Annotated in this window: 22 protein-coding genes; 10 read left to right on the forward strand and 12 right to left on the reverse strand. The window is 72.0% G+C overall.

Annotated features, from left to right (window positions below; all coding sequences use genetic code 11):
• Positions 1–17: 17 nt before the first annotated feature.
• The 4 genes from BpN12_RS24940 to BpN12_RS24955 all read right to left on the reverse strand — a co-directional run bounded on the left by BpN12_RS24940 (position 18) and on the right by BpN12_RS24955 (position 3,015).
• Entirely contained in the window at positions 18–659 is a 642-nt protein-coding gene (locus BpN12_RS24940) for a DUF1109 domain-containing protein (protein ID WP_246794929.1), read from the reverse strand.
• Entirely contained in the window at positions 646–1,272 is a 627-nt protein-coding gene (locus BpN12_RS24945; RefSeq protein ID WP_246794930.1) for a sigma-70 family RNA polymerase sigma factor, read from the reverse strand. Before BpN12_RS24945 ends, BpN12_RS24940 begins: the two co-directional genes overlap by 14 nt.
• Positions 1,273–1,316: 44 nt before the next feature.
• Positions 1,317–1,847, reverse strand: coding sequence for a DoxX family protein (locus tag BpN12_RS24950; RefSeq protein ID WP_246794931.1), 531 nt, complete (start codon positions 1,845–1,847; stop codon positions 1,317–1,319).
• Positions 1,848–2,115: 268 nt separating this feature from the next.
• Positions 2,116–3,015 (reverse strand): LysR substrate-binding domain-containing protein, encoded by a 900-nt coding sequence (locus BpN12_RS24955; protein ID WP_246794932.1) that lies wholly within the window; start codon positions 3,013–3,015, stop codon positions 2,116–2,118.
• Between the two features lie 353 nt (positions 3,016–3,368).
• Here BpN12_RS24955 and BpN12_RS24960 point away from each other — a divergent pair, with 353 nt between their 5' ends.
• Complete coding sequence (locus BpN12_RS24960; protein ID WP_246797989.1) at positions 3,369–4,427, forward strand: LacI family DNA-binding transcriptional regulator; 1,059 nt, start codon at positions 3,369–3,371, stop codon at positions 4,425–4,427.
• A gap of 255 nt (positions 4,428–4,682) precedes the next feature.
• Here the strand turns inward: BpN12_RS24960 and BpN12_RS24965 are convergent, their stop codons facing one another.
• Entirely contained in the window at positions 4,683–5,645 is a 963-nt protein-coding gene (locus tag BpN12_RS24965; RefSeq protein WP_246794933.1) for a 2-hydroxyacid dehydrogenase, read from the reverse strand.
• Between the two features lie 202 nt (positions 5,646–5,847).
• Between BpN12_RS24965 and BpN12_RS24970 the strand changes: the two genes are divergently transcribed.
• From BpN12_RS24970 to BpN12_RS24985, 4 genes are all read left to right on the forward strand, one after another.
• Entirely contained in the window at positions 5,848–7,254 is a 1,407-nt protein-coding gene (locus BpN12_RS24970) for an MFS transporter (RefSeq protein WP_246794934.1), read from the forward strand.
• 82 nt (positions 7,255–7,336) lie between these two features.
• Complete coding sequence (locus tag BpN12_RS24975) at positions 7,337–8,086, forward strand: SDR family oxidoreductase (RefSeq protein ID WP_246794935.1); 750 nt, start codon at positions 7,337–7,339, stop codon at positions 8,084–8,086.
• 37 nt (positions 8,087–8,123) lie between these two features.
• Complete coding sequence (locus tag BpN12_RS24980; RefSeq protein ID WP_246794936.1) at positions 8,124–8,444, forward strand: EthD family reductase; 321 nt, start codon at positions 8,124–8,126, stop codon at positions 8,442–8,444.
• A gap of 292 nt (positions 8,445–8,736) precedes the next feature.
• Complete coding sequence (locus BpN12_RS24985) at positions 8,737–10,272, forward strand: MFS transporter (protein WP_246797990.1); 1,536 nt, start codon at positions 8,737–8,739, stop codon at positions 10,270–10,272.
• Positions 10,273–10,528: 256 nt separating this feature from the next.
• Here BpN12_RS24985 and BpN12_RS24990 read toward each other — a convergent pair whose 3' ends face one another.
• Positions 10,529–11,605 (reverse strand): asparaginase, encoded by a 1,077-nt coding sequence (locus BpN12_RS24990; protein WP_246794937.1) that lies wholly within the window; start codon positions 11,603–11,605, stop codon positions 10,529–10,531.
• A gap of 198 nt (positions 11,606–11,803) precedes the next feature.
• Between BpN12_RS24990 and BpN12_RS24995 the strand changes: the two genes are divergently transcribed.
• The 5 genes from BpN12_RS24995 (at position 11,804) to BpN12_RS25015 (ending at position 17,467) form a co-directional block, all read left to right on the forward strand.
• Entirely contained in the window at positions 11,804–12,799 is a 996-nt protein-coding gene (locus tag BpN12_RS24995; protein WP_246794938.1) for a diacylglycerol/lipid kinase family protein, read from the forward strand.
• On the forward strand, positions 12,796–13,629 hold the full coding sequence (locus tag BpN12_RS25000; protein WP_246794939.1) for a metallophosphoesterase family protein: 834 nt from the start codon (positions 12,796–12,798) through the stop codon (positions 13,627–13,629). The genes BpN12_RS24995 and BpN12_RS25000 overlap by 4 nt, the downstream gene beginning before the upstream one ends.
• 349 nt (positions 13,630–13,978) lie before the next feature.
• Positions 13,979–15,292, forward strand: a complete 1,314-nt coding sequence (locus tag BpN12_RS25005; protein ID WP_246794940.1) for an MFS transporter — start codon at positions 13,979–13,981, stop codon at positions 15,290–15,292.
• 97 nt (positions 15,293–15,389) lie between these two features.
• Positions 15,390–16,289 carry a LysR family transcriptional regulator gene (locus BpN12_RS25010; RefSeq protein WP_246794941.1) on the forward strand — a complete coding sequence of 300 codons (900 nt, stop codon included), beginning with the start codon at positions 15,390–15,392 and terminating at the stop codon, positions 16,287–16,289.
• A gap of 149 nt (positions 16,290–16,438) precedes the next feature.
• Entirely contained in the window at positions 16,439–17,467 is a 1,029-nt protein-coding gene (locus BpN12_RS25015; protein WP_246794942.1) for a succinylglutamate desuccinylase/aspartoacylase family protein, read from the forward strand.
• A 171-nt stretch (positions 17,468–17,638) separates the two neighbouring features.
• Here BpN12_RS25015 and BpN12_RS25020 read toward each other — a convergent pair whose 3' ends face one another.
• The 6 genes from BpN12_RS25020 to BpN12_RS25045 are packed head-to-tail and all read right to left on the reverse strand — an operon-like array spanning position 17,639 to position 23,141.
• Positions 17,639–18,859, reverse strand: a complete 1,221-nt coding sequence (locus BpN12_RS25020) for a cation:proton antiporter (RefSeq protein WP_246794943.1) — start codon at positions 18,857–18,859, stop codon at positions 17,639–17,641.
• A gap of 48 nt (positions 18,860–18,907) precedes the next feature.
• Positions 18,908–20,050, reverse strand: coding sequence for an acyl-CoA dehydrogenase family protein (locus tag BpN12_RS25025; RefSeq protein ID WP_246794944.1), 1,143 nt, complete (start codon positions 20,048–20,050; stop codon positions 18,908–18,910).
• Positions 20,051–20,062: 12 nt separating this feature from the next.
• Positions 20,063–20,536: a YbaK/EbsC family protein gene (locus BpN12_RS25030; protein WP_246794945.1), complete on the reverse strand. Its 474-nt coding sequence runs from the start codon at positions 20,534–20,536 to the stop codon at positions 20,063–20,065.
• A 7-nt stretch (positions 20,537–20,543) separates the two neighbouring features.
• Positions 20,544–22,109: an amino acid adenylation domain-containing protein gene (locus BpN12_RS25035; RefSeq protein ID WP_246794946.1), complete on the reverse strand. Its 1,566-nt coding sequence runs from the start codon at positions 22,107–22,109 to the stop codon at positions 20,544–20,546.
• Positions 22,087–22,887, reverse strand: a complete 801-nt coding sequence (locus BpN12_RS25040; RefSeq protein ID WP_246794947.1) for a thioesterase II family protein — start codon at positions 22,885–22,887, stop codon at positions 22,087–22,089. The genes BpN12_RS25035 and BpN12_RS25040 overlap by 23 nt, the downstream gene beginning before the upstream one ends.
• Complete coding sequence (locus tag BpN12_RS25045; RefSeq protein WP_246794948.1) at positions 22,884–23,141, reverse strand: phosphopantetheine-binding protein; 258 nt, start codon at positions 23,139–23,141, stop codon at positions 22,884–22,886. Before BpN12_RS25045 ends, BpN12_RS25040 begins: the two co-directional genes overlap by 4 nt.
• Between the last annotated feature and the right edge of the window lie 14 nt (positions 23,142–23,155).

Raw genomic sequence — 23,155 nt, forward strand, 5'->3', positions numbered from 1 at the left:
CCCGCCACGGCCCCCGCTCACCAGCGCAACGCACGCCGTCCCACCAGCGCGCCGACCAGCGCCGGCACGGCCATCCCGAGCGAATACCAGACCGCCCAGAACGGCACCGCCGTCTCGGGGCAGCGGAAGCTGTAGGCGAGCGTGCCGATCGCGCCGGCCAGCAGCCCGGCCACGGTGCCGGCCACGGTCGGCCGCGTGGCCGCCAGTCCGCGCATGGCGTGCAGCAGCACGACGAGCGGCACGCCTGACAGTCCGACGATATAGAGCGAGCAGGTGCGCCACGTATGGCCGAGCACGAGCGACGGCCGCAGCTCGGGCGGCGCCGCGGCCAGCACCGCGGCGGCCGCCACGCTCACCGCCGCGAGCGGCAGGCCGAGCCAGAGCCAGGCGTGCCCCACCGCGATCCCGGGCCGCGCCAGCCGCGCGGCCACCCGCAGCGCGGCGAGCGTCATCGAGGCGGGCAGCATCACCTTGACCCAGAACAGCGGCGTGCCGAGCGCATGCGCGAGCCGCACCGTGTCGCCGCGAATCGCCGGCAGCAACAGCAGCGCGACGGCGATGCCCGCCAGCGCCGCGAGCCCGAGCCGCCGGCTCACCGCGGCGCGCCCGGGCGGCCGCGGCGCATCGATCAGCGTCATGATCAGTTCATCGGTGTTCATCGCCTTTTCCTCGTATTTTTGCGGCGAGCGCCTTGAGCCCGCGATGCACGCCAACCTTCACGGCCGATTCCGACATGCCGGTAGCCGCCGCCGTCTCCGCCACCGACATCCCCCACAGCCGCGTATGCACGATCGGCTCGCGCTGCCCCTTCGGCAGCGTCGCCAGCAGGCGCTGCAGGTCGCGCCGCGCGTCGGCGGCCTCGCTGTCCGATTCCACGAACAGCTCGCCGTCGTCGTCGAGCGGCGCGTGCAGCGCATCCCAGCGAAACCGCGCGCGGTGGTGGTCGGCCACCTTGTAGCGCACGATCGCGCTGATCCAGGCCGTCAGCGGCACGTCGGGCCGGAACGTCTCCAGGCCGTGATGGACCGCGATCAGCACCTCCTGCAGCAGATCCTCCACATCCTCGTCGCGGCGCCGCAGCCTGGCCCGCAGCCGCGCGCGCAGGAACCGCGTCAGGTCGACGAGGAACGCGCGATAGGCGGCCTTGTCGCCGTCGAGCGCGCGCAGCAGCAGCGCCGTGAGCCGCCGTTCGGCGTCGGGCCTCGCGGCCGAGGCCGCTTCGGGCGCGGACCCATCACGCCCGGCGGCGAAATCGGCGTCGCCGGCCGTCATGAAGACACGCGCGGACAGATTGGAAGCACCGCTTGCCATCGCGTTCAGGCCGACACCCGGCCGGCCGCGCGCGGCGCATGCAGGCGCGCATACCAGCCGCGCAGCAGGCCGTCCACGGCGAACGGCCCGGCGCCGCCGAACACCAGCGCGAGCAGCCCCGCGACGTAGAGCAGGTCGGTCTCGACGCCGGGCGGCCCGAACTGCGGCACGCCGTGGACCACGTCCATCAGCTTGATCGAGGTGAAGCCGTAGGGCAGATGGACGGTGAGCGAGGCCACCGCCAGCACCACCAGCATCGGCACCGCCACCACCGGCACGAACGCGCCGGCCAGCACCGCGAGGCCGCCCAGCAGCTCGATCGCGATGGTCGCCCAGGCCATCAGGTGCGGCGCCGGCACGCCGAGCGCCTGCAGGATCGCCGCGAAATGTTCGGGGTGCTTGACGATCTTCGCGTAGCCGTGGGCGACATAGCCGTAGCCGACGATCAGCCGGACCGGCAGCGGCGCCCAGCTTTGCAGCCGCGCGGCGAGCCAGGCGGGATCGGCGAGACGGAACAGCGAGCGAAGCGGTGTCATGAAGGCATCCTGTATCGAGGAACGGCCCCGAGGCAGGGAGCCGTGAGATCCGTGATTGGCGCGCGCACGGTCGTGCGGCGCTGTCATGGATCAGATCGTTCGGCGGCGCCGAACGGTTACAGGCGCTTCGGGATTTTTTTGTAGACGGCCGGCGGGAGCGGAACGGGGCCGGAATGAAACGCGCGACGGCGACGAATGCGGGGACGACTGCGGGATGAATGCGGGGCGGATGCAGGAATCGATACGATCCCCCCGCCCGCCGCGCGGCTCAGGGCGCGGCAGCGTGCTCGGGGTGCAGCAGCGCGTCCATCAGCACGCGCACCTTCGGCAGACTCGCGCGGTCGCGCGCATGGGCGGCATGGATGTCGAGATCGGCCCAGCGCAGCTCGGGCGCTGCGTTCACGAGGCTGCCGTCGGCCAGCGCCGTGTCGGCCGCGTACATCGGCAGCACCGCGAGGCCAAGCCCGGCCGCGCAGAAGTCGCGCAGCGCGAACACGTCGCTGACCAGCATCTTCGGCGCGATCGCGGCCTCGGCCGGCTCGCCGCGCCAGGTCACGCGCCAGCTGGTGCGCGGCGCGTAGGTGCGCAGCGCGAGGCAGTCGTGCGTGATCAGCTGGTCCGGCCGCGTCACGTACCCGTGCTCGGCCACGTAGGCGGGCGAGCCGCACAGCAGGATGCCGACCGAGGCGATGCGCTGCTCGACCACGCCCGACTGCGGCGTGGGCGCGGCGCGGATCGCCACGTCGTAGCCGCTGTCGAGCAGATCGACGTAGCGATCGGACAGGTCCACCTCGAAGCGCAGCCGCGGATAGCGCCGCGCGAGCCGCGTCAGGCACGGCAGCACGCGGGCACGCCCGTAGCCGGTGGGCATCGTCACGCGCAGCATCCCTTCGGGCTCGGGCGCGCCCTGCTGGACGCGCGCGTCGGCCTGTTCGAGCCGCTGCAGGATCTCGCGCAGCTCGGCGGCATAGGCAAGGCCCGCCTCGGTCAGCGCCACGCGCCGCGTGGTGCGCTCGATCAGCCGCACGCCGAGCCGCGCCTCGAGCACGGCCACGCGCCGGCTGATGGTGGACTGGGTCACGCCGAGTTCGCGCGCGGCGGCGCCAAAGCCGCCGGCATCGGCCACCGACAGGAAGGTCTGCGCTTCGGACCAGGCGGCTGTATTCATGCGCGGCGTCGATCGATCGGAAAGGATCGTCACTCTACTCAGTTTCCCGGCCGATGGATATGGCGGCCGGGCGCGCGACCGGCGCGAACCGCGCATCGGCCCGGCCGCATCACGCCCGCGAGCCGGCGCCGGACCCGCCCGCCCCGGCCGGATTCCGCGCGCGGCGCCGGAAGCGGCCCGCGGTGACGCTACAATTGGCGTTTGTCGCCCGTCCCGCGGGCGTCGCGCGCCGCGGGGCGGTGCGCGATGCCGCGACCACCGCGCAGCACGCGGGCGTCCGACCCGAACGGCAGTTTCCAGAACCCATGAGTGCAAACCACGATTCCCTGCCCGAGCCGGGCGCGCCGGTCCGCATGGCCGACGTCGCGCGGCTCGCCGGCGTCTCGAAGATGTCGGTGTCGCGCGTGCTGACCGGCCAGCACGTCAGCGACGCCACGCGCGAGCGCGTGATGGACGCGGTACGCAGGACCGGCTACGTGGCCGACGCGGTGGCGGGGGCGCTCTCGTCGGGCCGCAACAACGTGATCGCGGTGGTGGTGCCGTCGCTGTCGAGTTCGAACTTCGCCGACACGGTGCGCGGCATCAACGACGTGGTCGAGACGCGCAACCTGCGCCTGCTGCTCGCCAACACCGACTACATCGCCGAGCGCGAGGAATCGCTGATCCGCTCGCTGCTGAGCCACCAGCCGCGCGGCATCGTGGTGACGGGCGGCCACCACACGCCGGAGGCGCGCGCGATGCTCGAGCAGGCCGGGATCCCGGTGATCGAGACCTGGGAGCTGCCGGGCCGGCCGATCGACCGCGTGGTCGGCTTCTCGAACGAGGACGCCGCGCAGGCCATGACGCGCTATCTGTACGAGCGCGGCTACCGCCGGATCGGCTTCATCGGCAGCACCTCGCTGCTGGACCTGCGCGGCATCGCGCGGCGCAACGGCTATCTGGCGGCGGTCGAGCAAGCCGGCCTGCATGCGCCGCGCGACGTGGTGCGGCCCACGCCCGCCAACGACATGGCGCACGGCGCCGCGATGGGCCACAGCAGCGCCGCGCTGAGCCAGCTGCTGGCCGAATGGCCCGACACCGACGCGGTGATGTGTACCAGCGACATCCACGCGTTCGGCGCGATCATGGCCTGCCACCGGCTCGGGCTCACGGTGCCGGGGGACCTGGCGGTGGCCGGCTTCGGCGATTTCGAGGTGTCGCGTCACTGCTATCCGACCATCACGACGATCTCGGTCGATGCCTACGGGATCGGCCACTCGACGGGCCAGTCGCTGCTCGCCGCGATCGACGGCTCGGAGCGGCCCAACGTCTCGCGCCGCGAGATCGCCTCGGTGCAGGCGCAGCGCCGGCAGCACGACGCGCCGCCGCTGATCCGGATTCCCTACGAGGTGGTGGCGCGCGAAAGCGCGTAGGCGAGGCCGCGGCGGACGGCTCGACAGGCGGCCCGAAGCGCGGCGCGTACGCAACACACCGGCAACACACCGCGCCCCGCTTCGGGCGCGCCGCCGCCGGCGCCGCCCGGTCGGAAGCCGATATCGATCGCGCCGCTCGCCCGCCTGGTCATCGCTGGCCGCCGCCGGATCGTTACCGCCTCGCACATCGACCGCCATCGCATCACGGCGGCCGGCGCGACGAGGCGCGTCCGGCGCTTCGGCCCCGCCCCGTCGTCAGCCCGCCTTCGCCAGATGCGCCGTGAACTCGGTGACGAGCGGCCTGCCCGCGAAATACGCCTCCAGGTTCGCTCGCACCAGCCCGGCCATCGCCGCGCGCGTCTCCACGGTCGCGCTCGCGCGGTGCGGCTGCAGCACCACGTTAGGCAGCGCGAGCAGCCGCCGGTCGATGGCCGGCTCGTTCCAGAACACGTCGAGCGCGGCGCCGCGCAGCCGGCCGTCGCCGAGATAGTCGATCAGCACCGGCTCGTCGATGATGCTGCCGCGCGCGATGTTGATCAGGAAGCCGTCCGGCCCGAGCGCGTCGAACACCTCGCGGCCGATCGCGCCGCGTGGGATCTGGTCGGCCGCCGCGCACACCATCAGGTAGTCGGCCTGCGCCGCCAACTCGGCCGCGCTCGCATGGAACGCATACGGCACGTCGTCGAAGCGGATCCGGTCGGTATAGGCGATGCGCATCTCGAACGCCGCCGCACGGCGCGCCACGGCCCGCCCCACGCGCCCGAGCCCGACGATGCCGAGCCGCTTGCCGAACATCCGCGAGGTCAGCGTGAACGCCTCGCGGCCCCACTCGCCGGCCCGCGTGCGCGCGTCGTTGCGCGCAATCTCGCGCGCCACCGCCAGCATCAGCGCGAGCCCCATGTCGGCCACGTCCTCGGTCAGCACGTCGGGCGTGTTCGTCACGCGCACGCCGCGCCGCGCGGCATGCGCGAGGTCGATCGCATCCACGCCCACGCCATACGACACGATGATCTCCAGCTTCGGCAGCGCGTCGATCAGCGCGGCGTCGGCGCCCGCTTCGCCGTTGGTGGCCAGCACCCGCACGCGCGGCGCGAGTTGGGCCAGCAGCGCGGCGCGATCGGGCGCCTCGGCCAGCACGTGCAGTTCGTACTGCTCGCCCAGCACGACCATGTCGGCCTCGGGGTATCGGGTAACAACCAATATGGCTTCCTTGGACATCCGCATCTCCGCATGTTAGATTTTGATATGCTTGGTTACCGATAACCAAGTGTAGCCGAAGCCACGCCGCCTGGTAAGTCGTTTGAGCGCCAGGTAGCGCGGGCGGACGCCCCGCCAAGCAGGCGCGGCCGCCGTTCGGCCAGCCGGACGCGACCCGGGAAACGGGCGCGCAGACAAGAAGCCGGAACATGGAGACAGACAGATGACGATCCACCGAGACGCGCTCACGCCGGCGGCAGCGAGCGCCCACGCCGCCGCGCAGCGGAGCGAGCCCTCCCCAGACGGCGCCGCGGCGCCGGTATCGGCCAGGCAGCTGCGCCGCGCGATCCTGACGAGCGCGGTGGGCAGCGCGCTCGAGTATTACGATTTCGCGATCTTCGGCCTGGCCACCGCGCTGATCTTCAGCCGCGTGTTCTTCTCCAGCTTCGATGCCCATGCGGGCCTGCTCGCGAGCTTCGCGACCTACGGCGTGGGCTTTCTCGCGCGGCCGCTGGGCGGCCTGTTCTTCGGCTCGCTCGGCGACCGCAAGGGCCGCAAGTTCGTGCTCCTGATGACCATCGCGATCATGGGCGTGTCCACCACGCTGGTGGGCCTGCTGCCGGCCGGCCCGCTCGGCGCGGTGGGGCTGATCGTGCTGCGGCTGATCCAGGGCTTCGGCGCCGGCGCCGAGCAGGCCGGCGCCTCCACGCTGATGGCCGAGGTCGCGCCCACGCCGCGCCGCGGCTACTTCGCGGCGCTGCCGTTCGTCGGCATCTTCGCCGGCTTCGGCATCGCCACCGCCACCTTCAGCCTGCTGCAGCACCTGATGGACACCGCCGCGATCCTCGCCTGGGGCTGGCGCATTCCGTTCCTCGCCAGCGTGGTGCTGATCGCGGTGGCGGTCTGGATCCGGCTGCGGCTGCGCGAGAGCCCGGCGTTCGCGGCGCTCGAGGGCGGCCACCAGGTGGCGCGCTCGCCGATGCGGCTGGTGCTGAAGGACGCGCGCCGGCCGGTGGCCGCGGCCGTGCTGATGCGGCTCGCCGAACAGGGCGGCTCGACCATCTACACCACCATCGTGATCGCGTTCCTCGGCGGCACCGTGGCCAACCGGCTCGGCGTGCCGGCCGCGCAGCTCGCGAGGATCGGCACCAGCTGTGCGATGATCGCCACGCTGGCCAGCGTGATCACCACGCCGCTGTTCGGCGCGCTGTCGGACCGCTTCGGCCGCCGCACCATCTACCGCTGCGGCGCCGTGTTCATGCTGCTGTGGTCGGTGCCGTCGTGGTGGATGGTCAGCACCGGCGAGCCGGTGTGGGTGGCGGTGGCCATGTTCGGCGGCCTCGCGATCGGCGCGAACAGCATGCTCGGCGCGCAGTGCGCGCACTTCGCCGAGCTGTTCGGCAACCGCTACCGCTACTCGGGCGTCGCGCTCTCGCGCGAGATCGGCGCGGTGCTCTCGGGCGGCCTCGCGCCGATCCTCGGCATCTATCTGATCGGCCTGGCGGGCGGCGCGTTCTGGGTGATGGGCCTGTACACCGCGGTGCTCTCGGCACTGACGCTGGTGGGCGTGGCGATGTCCACCGAGACGCGCGGGCGCGACCTGACCGACCTCGACGACGCGATCCACTGAAGAAACCGGCCCGGCCGCACGGCATGGGCTCGCGACGCGGGCCCGTGCCGGCACCGCCGGGCGCTCAACCATGGAGAGATACATGAACGAAAAGGTTGCCCTCGTCACCGGGGCGAGTTCGGGCATCGGCCGCAGCGTCGCGCTGGGCCTGCTGCAGGCCGGCTACCGCGTGGTGCTCGCGGCGCGCAAGGTCGAGGCGCTGCAGGCGGTGGCCGACGAATCGGGCGCGCCAGAGCGCGCGCTGGCCGTCGGCTGCGACGTCGGCGACGCGGCCGCCGTGCAGGGCCTGTTCGAGCGCATCGAAGCGCACTGGGGGCGCCTGGACCTGCTGTTCAACAACGCGGGCGTGTTCACGCCGCAGTGCTCGCTGGAGGAGATGCCCGTCGAACACTGGAAGCAGGCGGTGGACATCAACCTGACGGGCGCGTTCCTCTGCACCCAGGGCGCGTTCCGCCTGATGAAGAAACAGCAGCCGGGCGGCGGGCGGATCATCAACAACGGTTCGATCTCGGCGCATGCGCCGCGCCCGCAGGCGGCCGCCTACACGGCCACCAAGCACGCCATCACCGGGCTCACCAAGGCCGCCTCGCTCGACGGGCGCCCCTTCAACATCGCCTGCGGGCAGATCGACATCGGCAACGTGGTCAGCGACATGAGCAGCCTGATGGCGCAAGGCACGCTGCAGGCGGACGGCTCGCTGCGGGTCGAGCCGCGCATGAGCATGGACAACGTGGTGCGCGCGGTGCTCTACATGGACAGCCTGCCGCTCGACGCGAACGTGCTGTTCATGACGGTGATGGCAAGCCACATGCCGTTCGTGGGGCGCGGCTGATGGCGCCGCGCGCCGGCCGTGCCGCGGCGGGGCCGCCGTGCTGACGCGCTGCGCGTTCTTCAGCGGCCGGGTCCGGCCCGGCTTCGAGGCGCGCTTCGACGAGCATGTCCGGACGCGGCTCGTGCCGCTCTGGACGCGCTTTCCCGGCGCCCGCGACGTGCGCGTGCTGCGCCAGCAGCACAGCGACACCGGCGAGCCGGCGTTCGCGCTCGTGATCTCGATGCGCTTCGCCGATCAGGCCGCGATCGACGCCGCGCTCGATTCGCCGGTGCGGCGCGAGAGCCAGGCCGAATCGCGCGCGCTGATCGAGATGTTCGACGGGGTGGTATTTCATACCGTGTTCGCCGAGACGGTGTGAAGCCGGGCCGGCCGATGCCCGGGGCGGATGAGGGATGACGGACCGCCGGGCGCCGGCAGGCGGTGCGGCTGGCAAGCACGGCGCGGGCCGGACCTTCGGGCCGGCCCTTGCCGCCCGCATCGGCATCCGCGATCGCGCCAACCCGCCCCGAAACGGCGCGAAACGAAGCGAAACGGTTGCGCTGCGCGCGCGGCGTCGCTATCGTGACAGGCTTTTGCCGCACCGCGCCCCGCGCGCCTCTCCCGTGAACGACTCCTCGCCCTCCCTGCCGTTTCGCGACGCGCTGCTCGCGATGCTCGGCATCGGCCTCGTCAACATGCTGGTCGCACTCGACCAGACCGTGGTCAGCACGGCGCTGCCGTCGATCGTCGCCGACCTGCACGGCTTCGAGTACTACGCCTGGATCGCCAGCGCCTACCTGCTCGCCTCGGTCGTGACGGTGCCGATCTTCGGCCGGCTCGGCGACTACTTCGGACGCAAGCGCTTCGTGGTGGCGGCGGTGGTCGTGTTCACGCTCGCCTCGGTGCTGTGCGCGCTCGCCACCGACATGCGCATGCTGGCCGTGGCGCGCGCGCTGCAGGGCGTGGGCGGCGGCATGATGGTGGGCACCGCGTTCGCGTCGATCCCGGACCTGTTCCCCGATCCGCGCGAACGCGTGCGCTGGCAGGTGGTGATGGCCGCCACCTACGGGATCGGCACGGCGGCCGGGCCGTCGCTGGGCGGCTGGCTCAGCCAGCACTTCGGCTGGCGCTCGACGTTCCTGATCAACGTGCCGGTGGGCGTGCTCGCGCTCTACTTCATCTGGAAACACCTGCCGCAGTTCCCGCGTCCGCGCGACGGCAAGGTCCGCATCGACTATGCCGGCGCGGTGCTGGTGGCGATCGCGCTCGGCTGCCTGCAGTTCCTGATCGAGGCGCTGCCGGCGCGCGGCTTCGGCGCCGGCACCGCGGCGCTGGCCGCCGTGGTGGTGGTCTCGTTCGGCGCGTTCCTCGTCTGCGAGCGCCGCGCCACGCACCCGATCGTGCCGCTCGACCTGTTCCGCGATCCGCAGCTCGTCACGCTGTTCACGCTCTCGACGCTGGCCGGCTTCGTGATGTTCTCGCTGATCTTCTTCGCGCCGCTGCTGCTGCAGGGCGGCTTCGGCCTCGATCCCGAGACGGCCGGCCTGCTCGCCACGCCGATCGCCGCCTGCATCGCCCTCGGCAGCCTGATCAACATCCGCATCGTGATGCACCTGAAGCGGCCCACGCTGATCCTCTCGGTCGGCTTCGGCCTGCTCGCGGCCGCCTCCGTCACGCTCGCGCTGACCGGGCCGCTCACGCCGCATCCGGTGCTGGAGGTGGCGATGGCCGCGGTGGGCATCGGCCTCGGCTTCATCCTCAACAACCTGAACGTGTTCGCACAGGAGATCGCCGGGCGCGAGCGCTTCGGCATCGCCACGGCGCTGCTGCAATCGACGCGGATGGTAGGCGGCATGCTCGGCACCAGCATCCTCGCGACCATCGTCCACCATCACTACGCAGCGGGCGTGACCGAGGCGATGAGCGTGCTCGGCAGCGGCGTGGCCGCGCAGTGGGTGCCGCATCTGGCCGACCCGCGCGTGCTGGTCGATCCCGCGCTCGGCGAGACGCTGCTGGGCCAGTTGCGCAGCGCCGGCCTCGACGGTCTCGCGCTGCTGGAGGCCGCGCGCCGCGTGATGGTGCAATCGATCCACATCGGCATCGCGCTGGCCGGCTGCGTGGCGGTGGCCGCCGCGTGGCAGGTCCGGCGGATCTCGCATATCCGGCTGCATCGGGCGCCGAAGGTCGGCGACGCCGGGCCGGAGTGAGTGTGTTCGCACCGGCCGGCTGCGTGGCGATGGCAGGTGCGGCGGGTATCGCCTGTCAGGCTGCGTCAGGCGCCGGGAATCAGTGGCGCCGGAGCGGGGCAACCGATGCGCGTGCTGCCGCGATGACGTTGGTGGCGCGGGCCTGGCGAGGGCGAACTTGATGCGGCGTTGATGCAGCCCGCGGCAACGGCTACGACGCCACACGCCGCGAACTTCGCCGCCAGCCTCGCGCCCACGGCGCCCGGCGCCACCTGCCTCAGTGCGCCTGAAGCTCGAACGGAAACGCCACGCGTCCCGTCTCGACGCCCTTCGTATTGCGCATCGGCGGCCGATGGAACGCGGCCAGCGCGCCGCGCTGCGCCTCGCTGCCGATGCCCAGCCGCGCCAGCAGCTCGCTCACCAGCATGGTGAGCACGGCGACGTTGCCGTCCTCGATCTTCGCCGCGATGCCGAGCGCGCCGTCGGCGCCGAGCCGCCGCGTGTCGTCCGAGGCCCGCACGCCGATCCCGTAGCAGCCGTCGGCGCCGAGCTTGCCCACCACGGCGCCGTCGAACGCCTGCATCAGCTGGGTGCAGAAACGCCCCTCGCCGGCCACCATCTCCGGGTGGCGCGTCATGGCGTGATGGATCCGGGCGAGCGCCGCCGGGCGCGGTTCGTCGACGCCGCCGGCGACGGCGTCCGCCGCCTGCGCCAGCCCCGCATAGACGAGCGCGAGGCGATCGAGCGGGAACGCCGGCGTGGGCAGGTTGCAGCCGTCGATGCTCCAAGCCACGCCGTCCTCGGGCAGGCCGCACAGCTCGGCCATGGTCTGCTTCACGCGCAGCTGCATCGGATGCCCGGCCAGATGGTAGCCGTCGAGCGTCGCGCCCAGCGCGCGGGCGCCGGCCAGCATCCCCGCGTGCTTGCCCGAGCAGTTGCTGCATACGGCGCTCGGCTCGATGCCGCGCCGGATCCAGTCGCGCGCGATGGCGTCGGAGATCGGCTGGTGCGGGCCGCAGCGCAGGTCGTCCTCGGCCGCGCCGAGCCGGGCCAGCATCGCGCGCGCACGCTCGACGTGGCGCGGCTCGCTGCTGTGCGAGGCGCACATCAGCGCGAGATCGGCCGCGTCGAAGCCGAAGCGCTCGAGCGCGCCCGTCTCCACCACCGCGAGCGCCTGCGCCGGCTTGGCGGCCGAGCGCGCCAGCGTGACCCGGAACGGGTCGCCGAAACCGGCCAGCAGCCGGCCGCCCGCATCGACCACCGCGATATGCGCGCGATGCGAGTTCTCGAGCGCGTCGCCGCGCCAGGTGGTCACCGCGATCGCGTCCGCCCCGGTCGCCTTCATGCCGTTCATGTCCTGCATCTCCTGTCGAGGGCACCGCGCGGCCCACGGCCGGTCGCGACGCTCCGGCCGCCGCGCGACCGGTTCGCCGGCCAGTGTATCGGGGCGAGACCGGCTTGGCGATGCGCAGACGCATCGGCGACGCAATCGCCCGGCGCCCGGCAACTGAAATACAATCGTAAGCATTCATTCGCCGCGAGGGCCGCCACGATGTCCACCCCAGCCGCATTACCGTCCGCGCCCGACCTTGCCCCCGAACCTGCCCCCACCGCCGACGCGCCGTTCGTGTTCGTCGTCAACGCCGGCTCGGGCCGGCGGCGCGAACTCGACACGCTCGTCGCCCGGCTCGACGACGCGTTCGGCCGCGCCGGGCGCCGCTACGAACTCGTCAGCGTCACCGAGCCGTCGCGGCTGGAGGCGAGCGTGGCGCGCGCGGCCAGCCTCGCGCGCGGCGGCGTGCTGGTGGGCGTGGGCGGCGACGGCACGCTGCGCACGGTGGCGCGCGCCGCGCTCGACGCGGGCTGCGTGTTCGGCGTGCTGCCGCGCGGCACCTTCAATTACTTCAGCCGCGATCACGGCATCCCCGCCGATCCCGAACAGGCCATCGCGCTGCTGCTCACGGCGCGCGTGCATCCGGTGCAGGTCGGCTTCGTCAACGACGCGCTGTTTCTCGTCAACGCGAGCCTCGGGCTCTATCCGAAGCTGCTCGAACAGCGCGAGGCCTACAAGCGCCAGTTCGGCCGCAGCCGGCTGGTGGCGCTCGGCTCGGCGATCGCCACGCTGCTGCGTCCGCACCGGCTGCTGCGGCTGCGCGTCGACCACGAGGGCACCGCGCGCGAGCTGCGTACCACCACGCTGTTCGTCGCCAACAACCGGCTCCAGCTCGAGCAGGTGGGCGCGGCCGAGGCGCCGCTGCTCGCGCAGGGCATGCTGGTGGCGCTGGCGCCGCTCGCGCACGGGCGGCTCGCGCAGATCCTGCTGTCGCTGCGCGGCGCGTTCAGCCGGGTGCGCGACGCGGGCGACGTGGTCGGCTTCGGCTTCACGCGCTTCACCGTCGCGCGCGCCTCGCGGCGGCACCGCCGCATCAAGGTCGCCACCGACGGCGAGATCGCCTGGCTCGACCTGCCGCTCGAATTTCGCGTGGCCGACCGGCCGCTGCGCCTGCTCAAGCCCGAGCCCGACGTGGCCGAGCGCAACCGCGCATGAGCTCGCTGCTGCAGGTCTCCGATCCGCATTTCGGCGCCGAATGGCCGGCCGCCGTCGATGCGCTGGTGACGCTCGCGGCCGCGCTGCGCCCGGACCTCGTGGTGCTGTCGGGCGACCTGACGCAACGCGCGCGGCGCCATCAATTCGAGGCAGCGCGCGGGTTCGTCGAACGGCTCGGCCCGCAGGCGCTGCTCGCGATTCCCGGCAATCACGACATCCCGCTGTTCGATCCGATCGCGCGGCTGTTCCGCCCCTACGCGCGATACCGTCGTGCGTTCGGCGCCGACCTGGAGCCGGTGTTCGACGCGCCGGCGCTGCTGGTCCAGGGCGTGAACACGACGCGGCCCGCGCGCCATACGGCGGGCGAGATCTCGGCCGCGCAGATCGAACGCGTCGCGCGGCGCTTCGAACTCGCGCAGCCGGCGCAACTGCGCGTGGCGGTCGTGCACCAGCCGATCGCCGGCGCCGGGCCGCGCAAGCCGCGCGACCGCCTGCACGGCAGCGAAGCCGCGCTGCGCCGCTGGGCCGATGCCGGCATCGACCTGATCCTCGGCGGCCATACGCACCGGCCGGAAATCAACGTGGTGGCGATGGCGGGCTCGACGCGCCGGGTCTACGCGATCCAGGGCGGCACGGCCGTGTCGCGGCGCGTGCGCGACGGCCGGCCGAACTCGGTCAACCTGATCGCGTATGAAGGGGCCTCGACGGGCGCGCGCCGCGTGCTCGTCACGCGCTACGACCACGACGCGGCCGGCGGCCGGTTCGTCGCGAGCGAAACCAGCGTGCTCGATCTCACGCCGGCGGCGGACGGCGCGTCCGCGCCGCGCTGACGGCTCGGGCCAGCCGCTCGCGTGGATCGCTCGTGCCGGTCCGCTCGGGCGATACGACACGCAGCCCGCCAAGCCCACCACCACGCAACCGCCCCGCCACGCTGCCGCGCCGGCTTCGGAACACCACTCGCCAGCCGCCGCGTCTGCGCCTCCCGCCCCGCCACCCGCGATGCCGGCCAGGCATCGCGAACGACACCAATCGGCATTTGAAATCCTGTTTTCCGCGGGGGACAGTAAGCGGAGCCGACCGGCCGGCCCGACGTCGCCGCCTGCGCCAGGCGGCGGCGCGCCGGCACGCTCGCGACGCCACCGGACCTCGTCCGGTCCCGCCCCTTCCAGGACCCCAGACATGGCATCGACAGGCAGCGAAACGCATCTCCGGCAGGTGGCGGCCGCGGTCATCGGCAACGCGCTGGAGTGGTACGACTTCATCGTGTTCGGCTTCATGGCCGCCATCATCTCGCCGGTGTTCTTCCCGGCCGGCGACGCCTACGCGGCGCTGCTGCTGACCACGGCCAGCTTCGGCGTGGGCTTCGTGATGCGTCCCGTCGGCGGCATCCTGATCGGCATCCACGCCGACCGCCGCGGCCGCAAATCCGCGCTGCAGCTGATCATCGCGCTGATGGCGCTGGCCACCGCGCTGCTCGCGTTCGCGCCGCCCTACACGGCGATCGGCGTGGGCAGCTCGCTGATCGTGGTGGTCGCGCGCATGCTGCAGGGACTCGCCACCGGCGGCGAGTTCGCCAGCTCGACGGCGCTGCTGATCGAACTGGCGCCGGCCGGGCGGCGCGGCCTGTACGGCTCGTGGCAGATGGTCGGCCAGGGCCTCGCGCTGCTGGCCGGCACGGCGATCGGCGCGCTCGTCACGCACCTGCTGTCGCCCGTGCAGCTGCACGCCTGGGGATGGCGCATCCCGTTCGCGGTCGGCCTGCTGATCGCGCCGGTGGGGTTCTGGATTCGCCGCCACCTGCAGGAGCCGGATGCCGCCGCGCGCGCCGGGCAGGTGCCCCGCGACGCGCGGCCATCGATGGCGCCGACGCTGGGCCGCCACGGCCGGGCGCTGCTGTCGAGCGCGCTGCTCACGGCGTCCGTCACGATCGCGTTCTACGTGCTGGTGATCTACATGCCGACCTTCGCCAATCGCAGCCTCGGGATCGCGCTCGACGCCGCGTTCGGCTCGCAGTGCGTGGCCGTGCTGGCGATGACGCTCGTCACGCCGTTCGCCGGCGCCGCGTCCGACCGCATCGGCCGGCGCCCGCTGATCGTCGCCTCGCTGGCCGGCTATTTCCTCCTGCTGCTGCCGCTGTTCGGCTGGCTGCTCGCGGCGCCCGGCGCGGCGCGCCTGATGATCACGCAGATCGTGCTGTGCGGCGTGCTGGGCCTGTTTCTCGGGCCCTACGCGGCGGCCATCGCGGAACAGTTCCCGGCGCGGATCCGCTCGACCGGCATGGCGATCAGCTACAACATCACCGTGATGATCTTCGGCGGCTTCGCGCAGTTCTTCCTGACGCTGCTGCTGCACGCCACCGGCTCGCCGCTCTCGCTCGCGTTCTATCTGCTGTTCGGCGCGGCGCTCGGCATCGTCGGCAGCCTGCTGCCTGGAACGCGCGACGAGCCGGCCGCGCAGTCGGACCAGCTGGCTGAATCCGCTGGCCGGCGCTAGCGCACGCCCCCGGCCACCCCACGCATTTTCCCCGTCCGAACGCGGCGGCACGGCCCGATAATGGAACGTCGCCACTTCCCTCCCGCACGGACTCGACATGGAATTGCGTCATCTGCGTTACTTCATCGCCGTGGCCGAAAACCAGAGCTTCCGTGTCGCGGCCGAGCGCATCCACATCACGCAGCCGGCCATCACGCGCCAGATTCAATACCTCGAGGCCGAGATCGGCGTCGCGCTGTTCCAGCGCACGCCGGCGGGCGCCGTACTGACGCCGGCCGGGGAGCTGTTCCTGCGCGAAGTGCGCACGGTGCTGTCGGCGCTGCGCGCCGCGACGCTCTCGGCGCGACGCGTCGCCGGCGGGCTGGCCGGCAACCTGCGCATCGGCTTCGTCGAGAACAGCGGCTGGGACGGGCTGGTGCCCGACATGTTCGCGCGCTATCAGGCGCAGGCCTCGGACGTCCATCTCGAACTGCTGCCGCAGGGCTCGCCCGAACAGATCGAGTCGATCATGGCCGACCGCGTGGACGGCGGCTTCCTCTACACGTTCGAGGCGCTGCCGGCCGGGATCGTCAGCATCGCGCTGGTGAGCTTCAGCGTGATCCTGGCCGTGCCGGGCCGCTGGCAGTGGCCGGACGGCAAGGCCGTGCGCGCCGGCGAGCTGAACGGCACGCCGCTGATCTCGTTTCCGCGCAACACCTATCCGGCCTATCACGACTATCTGGTGCAGGCCTGCGCGCGCGCCGGGCTCACGCTGAACGTGGTGCAGGAGGTCAGCACCGAGGCATCGATCCTGTCGCTGGTGGCGGCCGGGATCGGCGCGGCCATCGTCAACGCCGCGAACCGCAGCCGCCAGCCGGCACGCGTGCAGTTCCTCGAACTGCCCGACCTGGAGATGGAGATTCCACTCGTGTTCGCCTACCGGGCGGACAACCGCAATCCCACGCTCGCGCGCTTCATCGAGATGCTGAAATCGCTGCACGCGGGCGTGCCCGCCTAGCCTCGCCTGCGACGCAACATGGCGATGCCGCGCAAGCATCGCCGCGCGCAGCAAACGGCATTGGAACGCGCGCCCCGGCCTGGTCGATCATGCAGGCAGCCCGGCGCGCCCGCGCGCCGCCCTTCATTCAACCGATCGGGCCATCCAGCGTGGACGCACGGAAATCACGCATCACCACCGCCCTCCGCTTCGACGACGACGGCTTCCAGACCGGCACGCTGCGCGTGCCGCATTCGGTGGATCGTTCGGCCTACGGCCACATCCCCGTGCCGATCGCGGTCATGAAGCACGGCGAAGGCCCCACGCTGCTGCTCACGGGCGGCAACCACGGCGACGAATACGAAGGCCCGATCGCGCTGATGAAGCTGCTGCAGCGCCTGCAACAGTTACCGCACGGCGCCATCCAGGGCCGCGTGATCGTCGTGCCCGGCCTGAACTTCCCGGCGTTCCTCGCCGGCCGGCGCACCTCGCCGATCGATCAGGCCAACATGAACCGCGTGTTCCCCGGCAAGCGCGACGGCACCGTCACCGAGCTGATCGCGCACTACGCCGACACCGAACTGTTCCCGCGCGCCGACGTCGTGTTCGACATCCATTCGGGCGGCCAGTCGCTCAACCACCTGCCCACGCTGCTGGTCTATCCGCCGCGCGAGCCGGCGCAGCGCGACGCCTACCTGCGCCTGGTCCGCGCGTTCGCCGCGCCCCACGCGATGGTGATGGACATGCTCGGCGAAGATCGCACCTACGGCGCGGCCGTGGAGCGGCAGGGCAAGCTGTTCCTGTGCGGCGAATTCGGCGGCTTCGGCACCTGCAACCCCGACGGCCTCGCGATCGTCGAGCAAGGGCTCTTGCGCCTGCTCGCCACGCTCGGCATCGTGCGGCCGGACGCGCTGCCGCCGCCGCCGATACACCAGCCCACGCGCTACCTGCAGGTGGAAGGCGAGCAGCACTACGTGTTCTCGCCCGTGGCCGGCATCTTCGAGCCCGCGGTCCGGCTCGGCGAACGCGTGAGCCGGCAGCAGCCGGCCGGGCGCGTGTTCGATCCGCACGCGCCGTGGGCCGCGCCGCGCGAGCTGCGCTTCGACGCCGACGGCACCGTGGTCTGCATCCGCTCGTTCGCGGGCGTCGAACCCGGCGACTGCCTGGTGCTGCTCGCCGCGGATACGAGCTTCGACTGACGGGGGGCGACCGACCGATCGGCCGGCGCGATGCGGCGGCCCGGCGCGTCGTTCGGCCGGACCGCCGCCCTTCGCCCGGCGCCGCGTCTCCCCCCATCTCGCGTGCCCGGCGCCGCCCGGCACGCACCCCTCATCGCGTCAAACTCGTCGTGCCAACCGCGCCGCCCGCGCTCAGACCGACCCGGTCGCGCCGGCCGCGACCGGGCGCATCCGCCGGCGCAGCAGCGGCGCCGTCACGCCGGTGGTGAACAGCGCGAAGATCACCAGCATCGTGTAGACGTTCTGCGGCAGGATCCGCAACTGCAGCCCGATCGACAGGAAGATCAGCTCCATCAGGCCGCGCGCGTTCATCAGCGTGGCGATCAGGGTCGAGTCGGCGCGCCCGTGTCCGATCACGCGCGACGCCAGGAACACGCCCACGTACTTGCCCGCGAACCCGGCCGCGATGAACGCCATCAGCCAGAGCCACTGCGAATGCGCGGTGAAATCGAAGAACTGCAGGCTCAGCCCGGCGCAGGCGAAGAAGATCGGCATCAGGATGGTGTGCAGGAAGCCGCCCAGCAGGCGGTCGAACTGCTCGCGCACGCCGGGCACGCGGCGCAGCAGCATGCCGATCAGCAGCGCGCCGAACGCGCTGTGAAAACCGAGCCGCGAGGTGATCCATCCCGACACCAGCACCGCGGCGGCCAGCGCCACCACCGTGTAGCGCGACCAGCCCTGCGCGAGCGAGCGCTCCACCGCGCGCAGCAGCACGCCCCTGGCGGCCACCACCAGCAGCCCCACGTAGGCGGCCAGCAGCGCGAGGTTGATGCCGAGCGCGCGCCAGCCGGCGTCATGGCGCGAGACGCCGATGATCAGCGACAGCGCGCACCAGCCGAGCAGGTCGCCGACCATCGCCGCCGACAGCGCCGAGGCGGCCGCGGGGTGCCGCGTCAGGTTCAGGTCGGTGACGATGCGCGCCATCACCGGCACCGCCGACACCGACAGCGCCACGCCGCAAAACAGCACGAACGGCCAGAACGGCTGCTGCGGCGCGATGGCGTCGTGCGCGAACCAGCCCACCGCGAGCCCGCCGCCGAACGGCAGCAGCATGCCGGGCACGGCGATCAGCACCGGGCCGAGCAGCGCGCGCTGCGACGGCAGGCGCACGTCGAGGCCGATCTCGAACATCAGCAGCGCGAGCCCGATCTCGCCGAACTGGCTGATCGCCGAGGTGGTGCCGGGCGCGAACAGCTCGTGATAGAGCGACGGCGTGACGAAGCCGAGCGCGAGCGGGCCGAGCAGGATGCCGCCCGCGATCTCGCCGATCACCTTGCATTGCCCCATGCGTTCGGCGATCACGCCGCAGCCGTTGCAGACCAGCACGACGAGCGCTACCTGTATCAGCCACATCCCATGCTCCGTGCAAAAGAAGGAACCCGCGCCGCGCGGCCCGGCATGCTAATCGAGCAGCGCCTCCGCGTCGACGCTGTCGAAAATGATCTCGCGCACCAGCTCGCTCGCGCCGGCGGCGATGGTGCCCGCCGTCGCGTCGCGATAGAGCCGCGCGACCTCCGACTCCGACAGGTAGCCGCGCGCGCCATGGAACTGCGCGCACAGATGCGCGGCGCGCTTGGCCAGTTCGGTGCTGCGCAGCTTCAGGATCGATGCGTCGCCGCTGCCGAGCCTGCCGCCCGCATATTGCAGGACCAGCTGGTAGCCGAAGCAGCGCAGCAGCCGCAGCTCGGCGATCAGGTCGGCCAGCTCGTGGCGCACCGACTGGTTCGCGCTCAGCGGCGCGCCGCGCACCACGCGCTGGCGCACGAAGCGGTCGACCAGCCGGATGCCGTGCGCCGCGCCGCCCAGCGCGAGCATGCCCGCCACCATGCGTTCGAAGTCGAGGCAGCGCATCAGGTAGGTGAACGCCTTGTCGGGCTTGCCGAGCACGTTCTCGCGCGGCACCGCGACCTGCTCGAAGCCGATGTCGCAGACGTCGGCGCTGCGCCAGCCGAGCAGATCCAGCGGCGTGCGCGTGACGCCGGGCGCGTCGGCGTCGATCAGCAGCAGGCTGCAGCCGCCCAGCGCGTGCCGCTGCGCGTTGCTGCGCACCAGCGCCACGATCAGCGAGGCCTGCGAGCCGTTCGAGATGAAGCGCTTGGTGCCGTTGACGCGCCACGCGTCGCCATCCGCCTCGGCCAGGCATTGCAGGTTGCTCAGGTCGCTGCCGGCCTGGTCCTCGGTGATGGCGAGCGCGGCCACCGCCGTGCCGTCGCGCATCCTTGCCAGATAGCGCTCGCGCTGCGCCTCGCTGCCGAACCAGGCGAGATAGGACGCCGCCATGAACGCGTGGACGCCCACCGCCGCGCGCACGCCGGCATAGCCGAGCCGCCCCAGTTCCTCGAGGAACACGGCGCTGCGCACGAAGCCCTCGCCTTCGAGCGGCAGGTCGAGCAGCCCCTCGCCGGCCAGCGTGCGCCAGATCGCGCGCGGAAGATGGCCGCGCGCCTCGGCGCCCTCGGCCTCGGGCAGCAGGCAGGCGCGCAGCCGCTCGCGCACCTCGCCGGCGAAGGTCCGGTACGACTCGGCCGGATAGGGACTAGACATGATTGGGTCCGGTCATTTCACCGAGACCACGCGATGCGCGGGCAGGATGTCGGTGAAGCGGCCCGCGATCTTGAAGACCGCGCTCGGCGTGCCGGCCGCCGCCCAGAGTTCGTCGAACGCGAGCAGATCCTCGTCCACCAGCAACGCGACCTCCTGCTTGTGCCCGAGCGGCGGCACGCCGCCGATCGCGAAGCCGGTCGCCTCCTTCACGAAATCGGCGTCGGCCTTGACGATCTTCGCGCCGATCAGCTGCGAGATCGCCTCCTCGTTGACGCGGTTCGGCCCGCTCGCGAGCACCACCACCGGCCGGTCGTCGGCCAGCGAGCGGAACACCAGCGACTTGACGATCTGCGCCTTCTCGCAGCCGAGCGTGCGGGCGGCATCGTCGGCGGTGCGCGTCGAGGCGGGAAGCTCGAGGACTTCCATCTCCAGACCACGTTCGGCCAGCACTTCCTGGAAATATTGGGCGCGTTTGCTCAGACTCATTGCTCGATCACTCCAGTGTCTGTTTCAGATGTCGATGGTCGATCTTGCCGTTGGCCGACATCGGCAGATCGTCACACAGATGGATTTGCGCCGGCACCATGTAGGCGGGCAGCACCTCGGCCAGCGCGGCGCGGATCTGCTCGGGGCGGCAGCCGTCGTCCACGGGCACCACGAACGCCACCAGCCGCTTCTCGATGCCGTTGTCATGCACCGTCACGTAGCTGCGCCGCACCTCGGGCCGGCTCTGCAGGTGGAACGCGATCTCGCCGAACTCGATCCGGAAGCCGTTGATCTTCACCTGGTCGTCGCGGCGCCCCTTGAACACGAGCACGCCGTCCTCGCGCAGGTAGCCGATGTCGCCGGTGCGGTAGAGGCGCTCGCGGCGCCCGCCGATCTCGTACTCGGCGAAGCGCTCGCGCGTGACCTCCGGCATGCCGAGATAGCCCGGCGTCAGGCCCGGCCCCGCCACGCAGATCTCGCCCGGCTCGCCGGCGCCGCACAGTGCGTCGTCCTCGATCAGGTACAGGCGCGTGTTCTGGATCGGCAGCCCGATCGGCAGCATGGTCTCGTCGGCGTGGATCTCGCGCACCGGATACCAGGTGGTGAAGGTCGTGCATTCGGTCGGACCGTAGACGCTGACGATGCGCTCCGTGCCGTAGCGGCGCAGCGCCTCGCGCATGTGGCGCAACGAATGCGCCTCGCCGCCCGTCAGCACGGTCGCGACGCTGGCGAGCGTGGCCGGCGCCTCGTCCACCAGCGCGTTGAACAGCGCCGTGGTCAGGAACAGCAGGTTGACGCGCTGGCGCTCGATCAGCTCGCGCAGCCGCGAGGCACGCACGAAGCCGTCCTCGTAGACCACGCAGACGCCGCCGTTGAGGAGCGGCCCCCAGATCTCGAAGGTGGCCGCGTCGAACGTGACGGGCGCCATGTGCAGCACGCGGCTGTCGCGATCGAGCCGCGCGTAGCTGGCGCCGAACACCAGCCGCGCGATGCTGCGATGCGCGATCGGCACGCCCTTGGGCTGGCCGGTGGAACCCGAGGTGAAGTTGATGTAGGCGATCGAATCGGCCGTGGCCAGCCCGATGGGCACCTCGCGCCGGCCCGCCTCGCGCAGCGCGTCGAGCGAGACCGGCAGCGCACGGCAGGATTCGAGCGCGGGGTGGGTCAGGCCGGTGGCGGCGCACAGCACGTGGCGGCAGTTGGTCTGCCCGAGCAGGTGGGTGATCCGCTGCGCGGGCCAGGCCGCGTCGAGCGGCAGGTAGGTCGCGCCGGCCTTCAGGATCGCCACCAGCGCGACGATCAGGTCCGCGCCGCGCGGCAGGCTCAGCGCGACCACGTCGCCGGGCCGCACGCCCTGCTCGATCAGGCGCCACGCCAGCACGTCGGCGCCGTGGTCGAGCTCGCGATAGCTGCAGCTGCGGGCCGCCGAGACGACGGCCGGCTCGTCGGGCCAGCGCGCCGCGGCGGCCTCGAACAGCGCGGCAATGCTCACCTCGTCCGGATACGGCACGGAAGTCTGGTTGATCCGCTCGTGAAGCGACAGGGCGGCTTCATCGCAGCGAAGCGGTTTCATCGGACTGGCTCCTCATACGCGCGACCATGTGCTCGAGCAACGGTTCGCGATGGCTATCGAGAAAGAAATGCGCGCCGTCGATACCGACCAGCTCGCATCGGGACCGGGTGAAGCGTTGCCAGCCGGCCACGCTGGCCGCGCCGTCGGTCGGATCGGCATGGCCGTAGTAGATGTGCAGCGGCACCTCGAGCGGCGTGACGTGCCAGTTGCCCCACAGCTCCGCGAGCCGCATGTCGGCGCGCAGCGTGGGCAGCACCAGCTTCATCAGCCGCTCGTCGTCGAACACGTCGGCCGGCGTGCCGCCCATCGCGCGCACCGCGACGCGATAGGCGGGCTCCGGCAGGTCGTGCAGGTAGGGCCGCGCCTGCGGGTGGTCGGGGCTGCGGCAGCCGCCGATGAAAAGGCGCCGGCAGGTGCCCGGCTCGATCGCCGGGCGGACCTGCTGCGCGATCTCGTAGGCGAGCCGGCCGCCGAAGCTGTGCCCGAACAGCGCGTGCGGCTCGGCGAGGTACGGCGCCAGCGCGAACGCGCAGTCCTCGACCAGTGCCGGCCACGCGTCGTAGAGCGGATCGCGCAGGCGCATGCCGCGGCCCGGCAGGCGCACCGCCACCAGTTCCACGTCGGGATCGAGCAGGTCGACCCAGCCGCGGAACAGGTCGGCGCTGCCGCCGGCATAGGCAAAGCAGATAAGCCGCAGACGAGGCTTGGCGACGGGCCGCGGGATCAGGCACCAGCGTGCCGTATCGGCGGCCCGTTGCCGGGCTCGCGCGTCGCTCACGAGGCGCGCGTCTCGCCGTGCTGCACGATGTGGCTCGCGATGTCCGACAGGCGGCTCTGCTCGAACAGCGCCTCCGGGGTCAGCGCATCCTCGCCGAAGTGCCCTTCCACGCGCGAGAGCAGCTTGACCGCGGTGATCGAGGTGCCGCCCGCCTCGAAGAAGTCGCTATCGGCGCTCTCGACGCGCAGGCCCAGCGCGCCGCAGGCGTCGACCAGCCACGCCTGGACGTCCTTGATGTCGTTGCGATTGCTCATGATGTCTGCCTGCT

Origin of the sequence: Burkholderia perseverans (genome assembly GCF_022870505.1) — a bacterium.
Classification (GTDB): domain Bacteria; phylum Pseudomonadota; class Gammaproteobacteria; order Burkholderiales; family Burkholderiaceae; genus Burkholderia; species Burkholderia plantarii.

Bases quoted from the DNA above. Each gene is read 5' to 3' on its own strand.
- BpN12_RS24940 (WP_246794929.1), bottom strand. From the start codon at position 659: ATGAACACCGATGAACTGATCATGACGCTGATCGATGCGCCGCGGCCG.
- BpN12_RS24945 (WP_246794930.1), bottom strand. From the start codon at position 1,272: ATGACGGCCGGCGACGCCGATTTCGCCGCCGGGCGTGATGGGTCCGCG.
- BpN12_RS24950 (WP_246794931.1), bottom strand. From the start codon at position 1,847: ATGACACCGCTTCGCTCGCTGTTCCGTCTCGCCGATCCCGCCTGGCTC.
- BpN12_RS24955 (WP_246794932.1), bottom strand. From the start codon at position 3,015: ATGAATACAGCCGCCTGGTCCGAAGCGCAGACCTTCCTGTCGGTGGCC.
- BpN12_RS24960 (WP_246797989.1), top strand. From the start codon at position 3,369: ATGGCCGACGTCGCGCGGCTCGCCGGCGTCTCGAAGATGTCGGTGTCG.
- BpN12_RS24965 (WP_246794933.1), bottom strand. From the start codon at position 5,645: ATGTCCAAGGAAGCCATATTGGTTGTTACCCGATACCCCGAGGCCGAC.
- BpN12_RS24970 (WP_246794934.1), top strand. From the start codon at position 5,848: ATGACGATCCACCGAGACGCGCTCACGCCGGCGGCAGCGAGCGCCCAC.
- BpN12_RS24975 (WP_246794935.1), top strand. From the start codon at position 7,337: ATGAACGAAAAGGTTGCCCTCGTCACCGGGGCGAGTTCGGGCATCGGC.
- BpN12_RS24985 (WP_246797990.1), top strand. From the start codon at position 8,737: ATGCTCGGCATCGGCCTCGTCAACATGCTGGTCGCACTCGACCAGACC.
- BpN12_RS24990 (WP_246794937.1), bottom strand. From the start codon at position 11,605: ATGAACGGCATGAAGGCGACCGGGGCGGACGCGATCGCGGTGACCACC.
- BpN12_RS24995 (WP_246794938.1), top strand. From the start codon at position 11,804: ATGTCCACCCCAGCCGCATTACCGTCCGCGCCCGACCTTGCCCCCGAA.
- BpN12_RS25000 (WP_246794939.1), top strand. From the start codon at position 12,796: ATGAGCTCGCTGCTGCAGGTCTCCGATCCGCATTTCGGCGCCGAATGG.
- BpN12_RS25005 (WP_246794940.1), top strand. From the start codon at position 13,979: ATGGCATCGACAGGCAGCGAAACGCATCTCCGGCAGGTGGCGGCCGCG.
- BpN12_RS25010 (WP_246794941.1), top strand. From the start codon at position 15,390: ATGGAATTGCGTCATCTGCGTTACTTCATCGCCGTGGCCGAAAACCAG.
- BpN12_RS25020 (WP_246794943.1), bottom strand. From the start codon at position 18,859: ATGTGGCTGATACAGGTAGCGCTCGTCGTGCTGGTCTGCAACGGCTGC.
- BpN12_RS25025 (WP_246794944.1), bottom strand. From the start codon at position 20,050: ATGTCTAGTCCCTATCCGGCCGAGTCGTACCGGACCTTCGCCGGCGAG.
- BpN12_RS25030 (WP_246794945.1), bottom strand. From the start codon at position 20,536: ATGAGTCTGAGCAAACGCGCCCAATATTTCCAGGAAGTGCTGGCCGAA.
- BpN12_RS25035 (WP_246794946.1), bottom strand. From the start codon at position 22,109: ATGAAACCGCTTCGCTGCGATGAAGCCGCCCTGTCGCTTCACGAGCGG.
- BpN12_RS25045 (WP_246794948.1), bottom strand. From the start codon at position 23,141: ATGAGCAATCGCAACGACATCAAGGACGTCCAGGCGTGGCTGGTCGAC.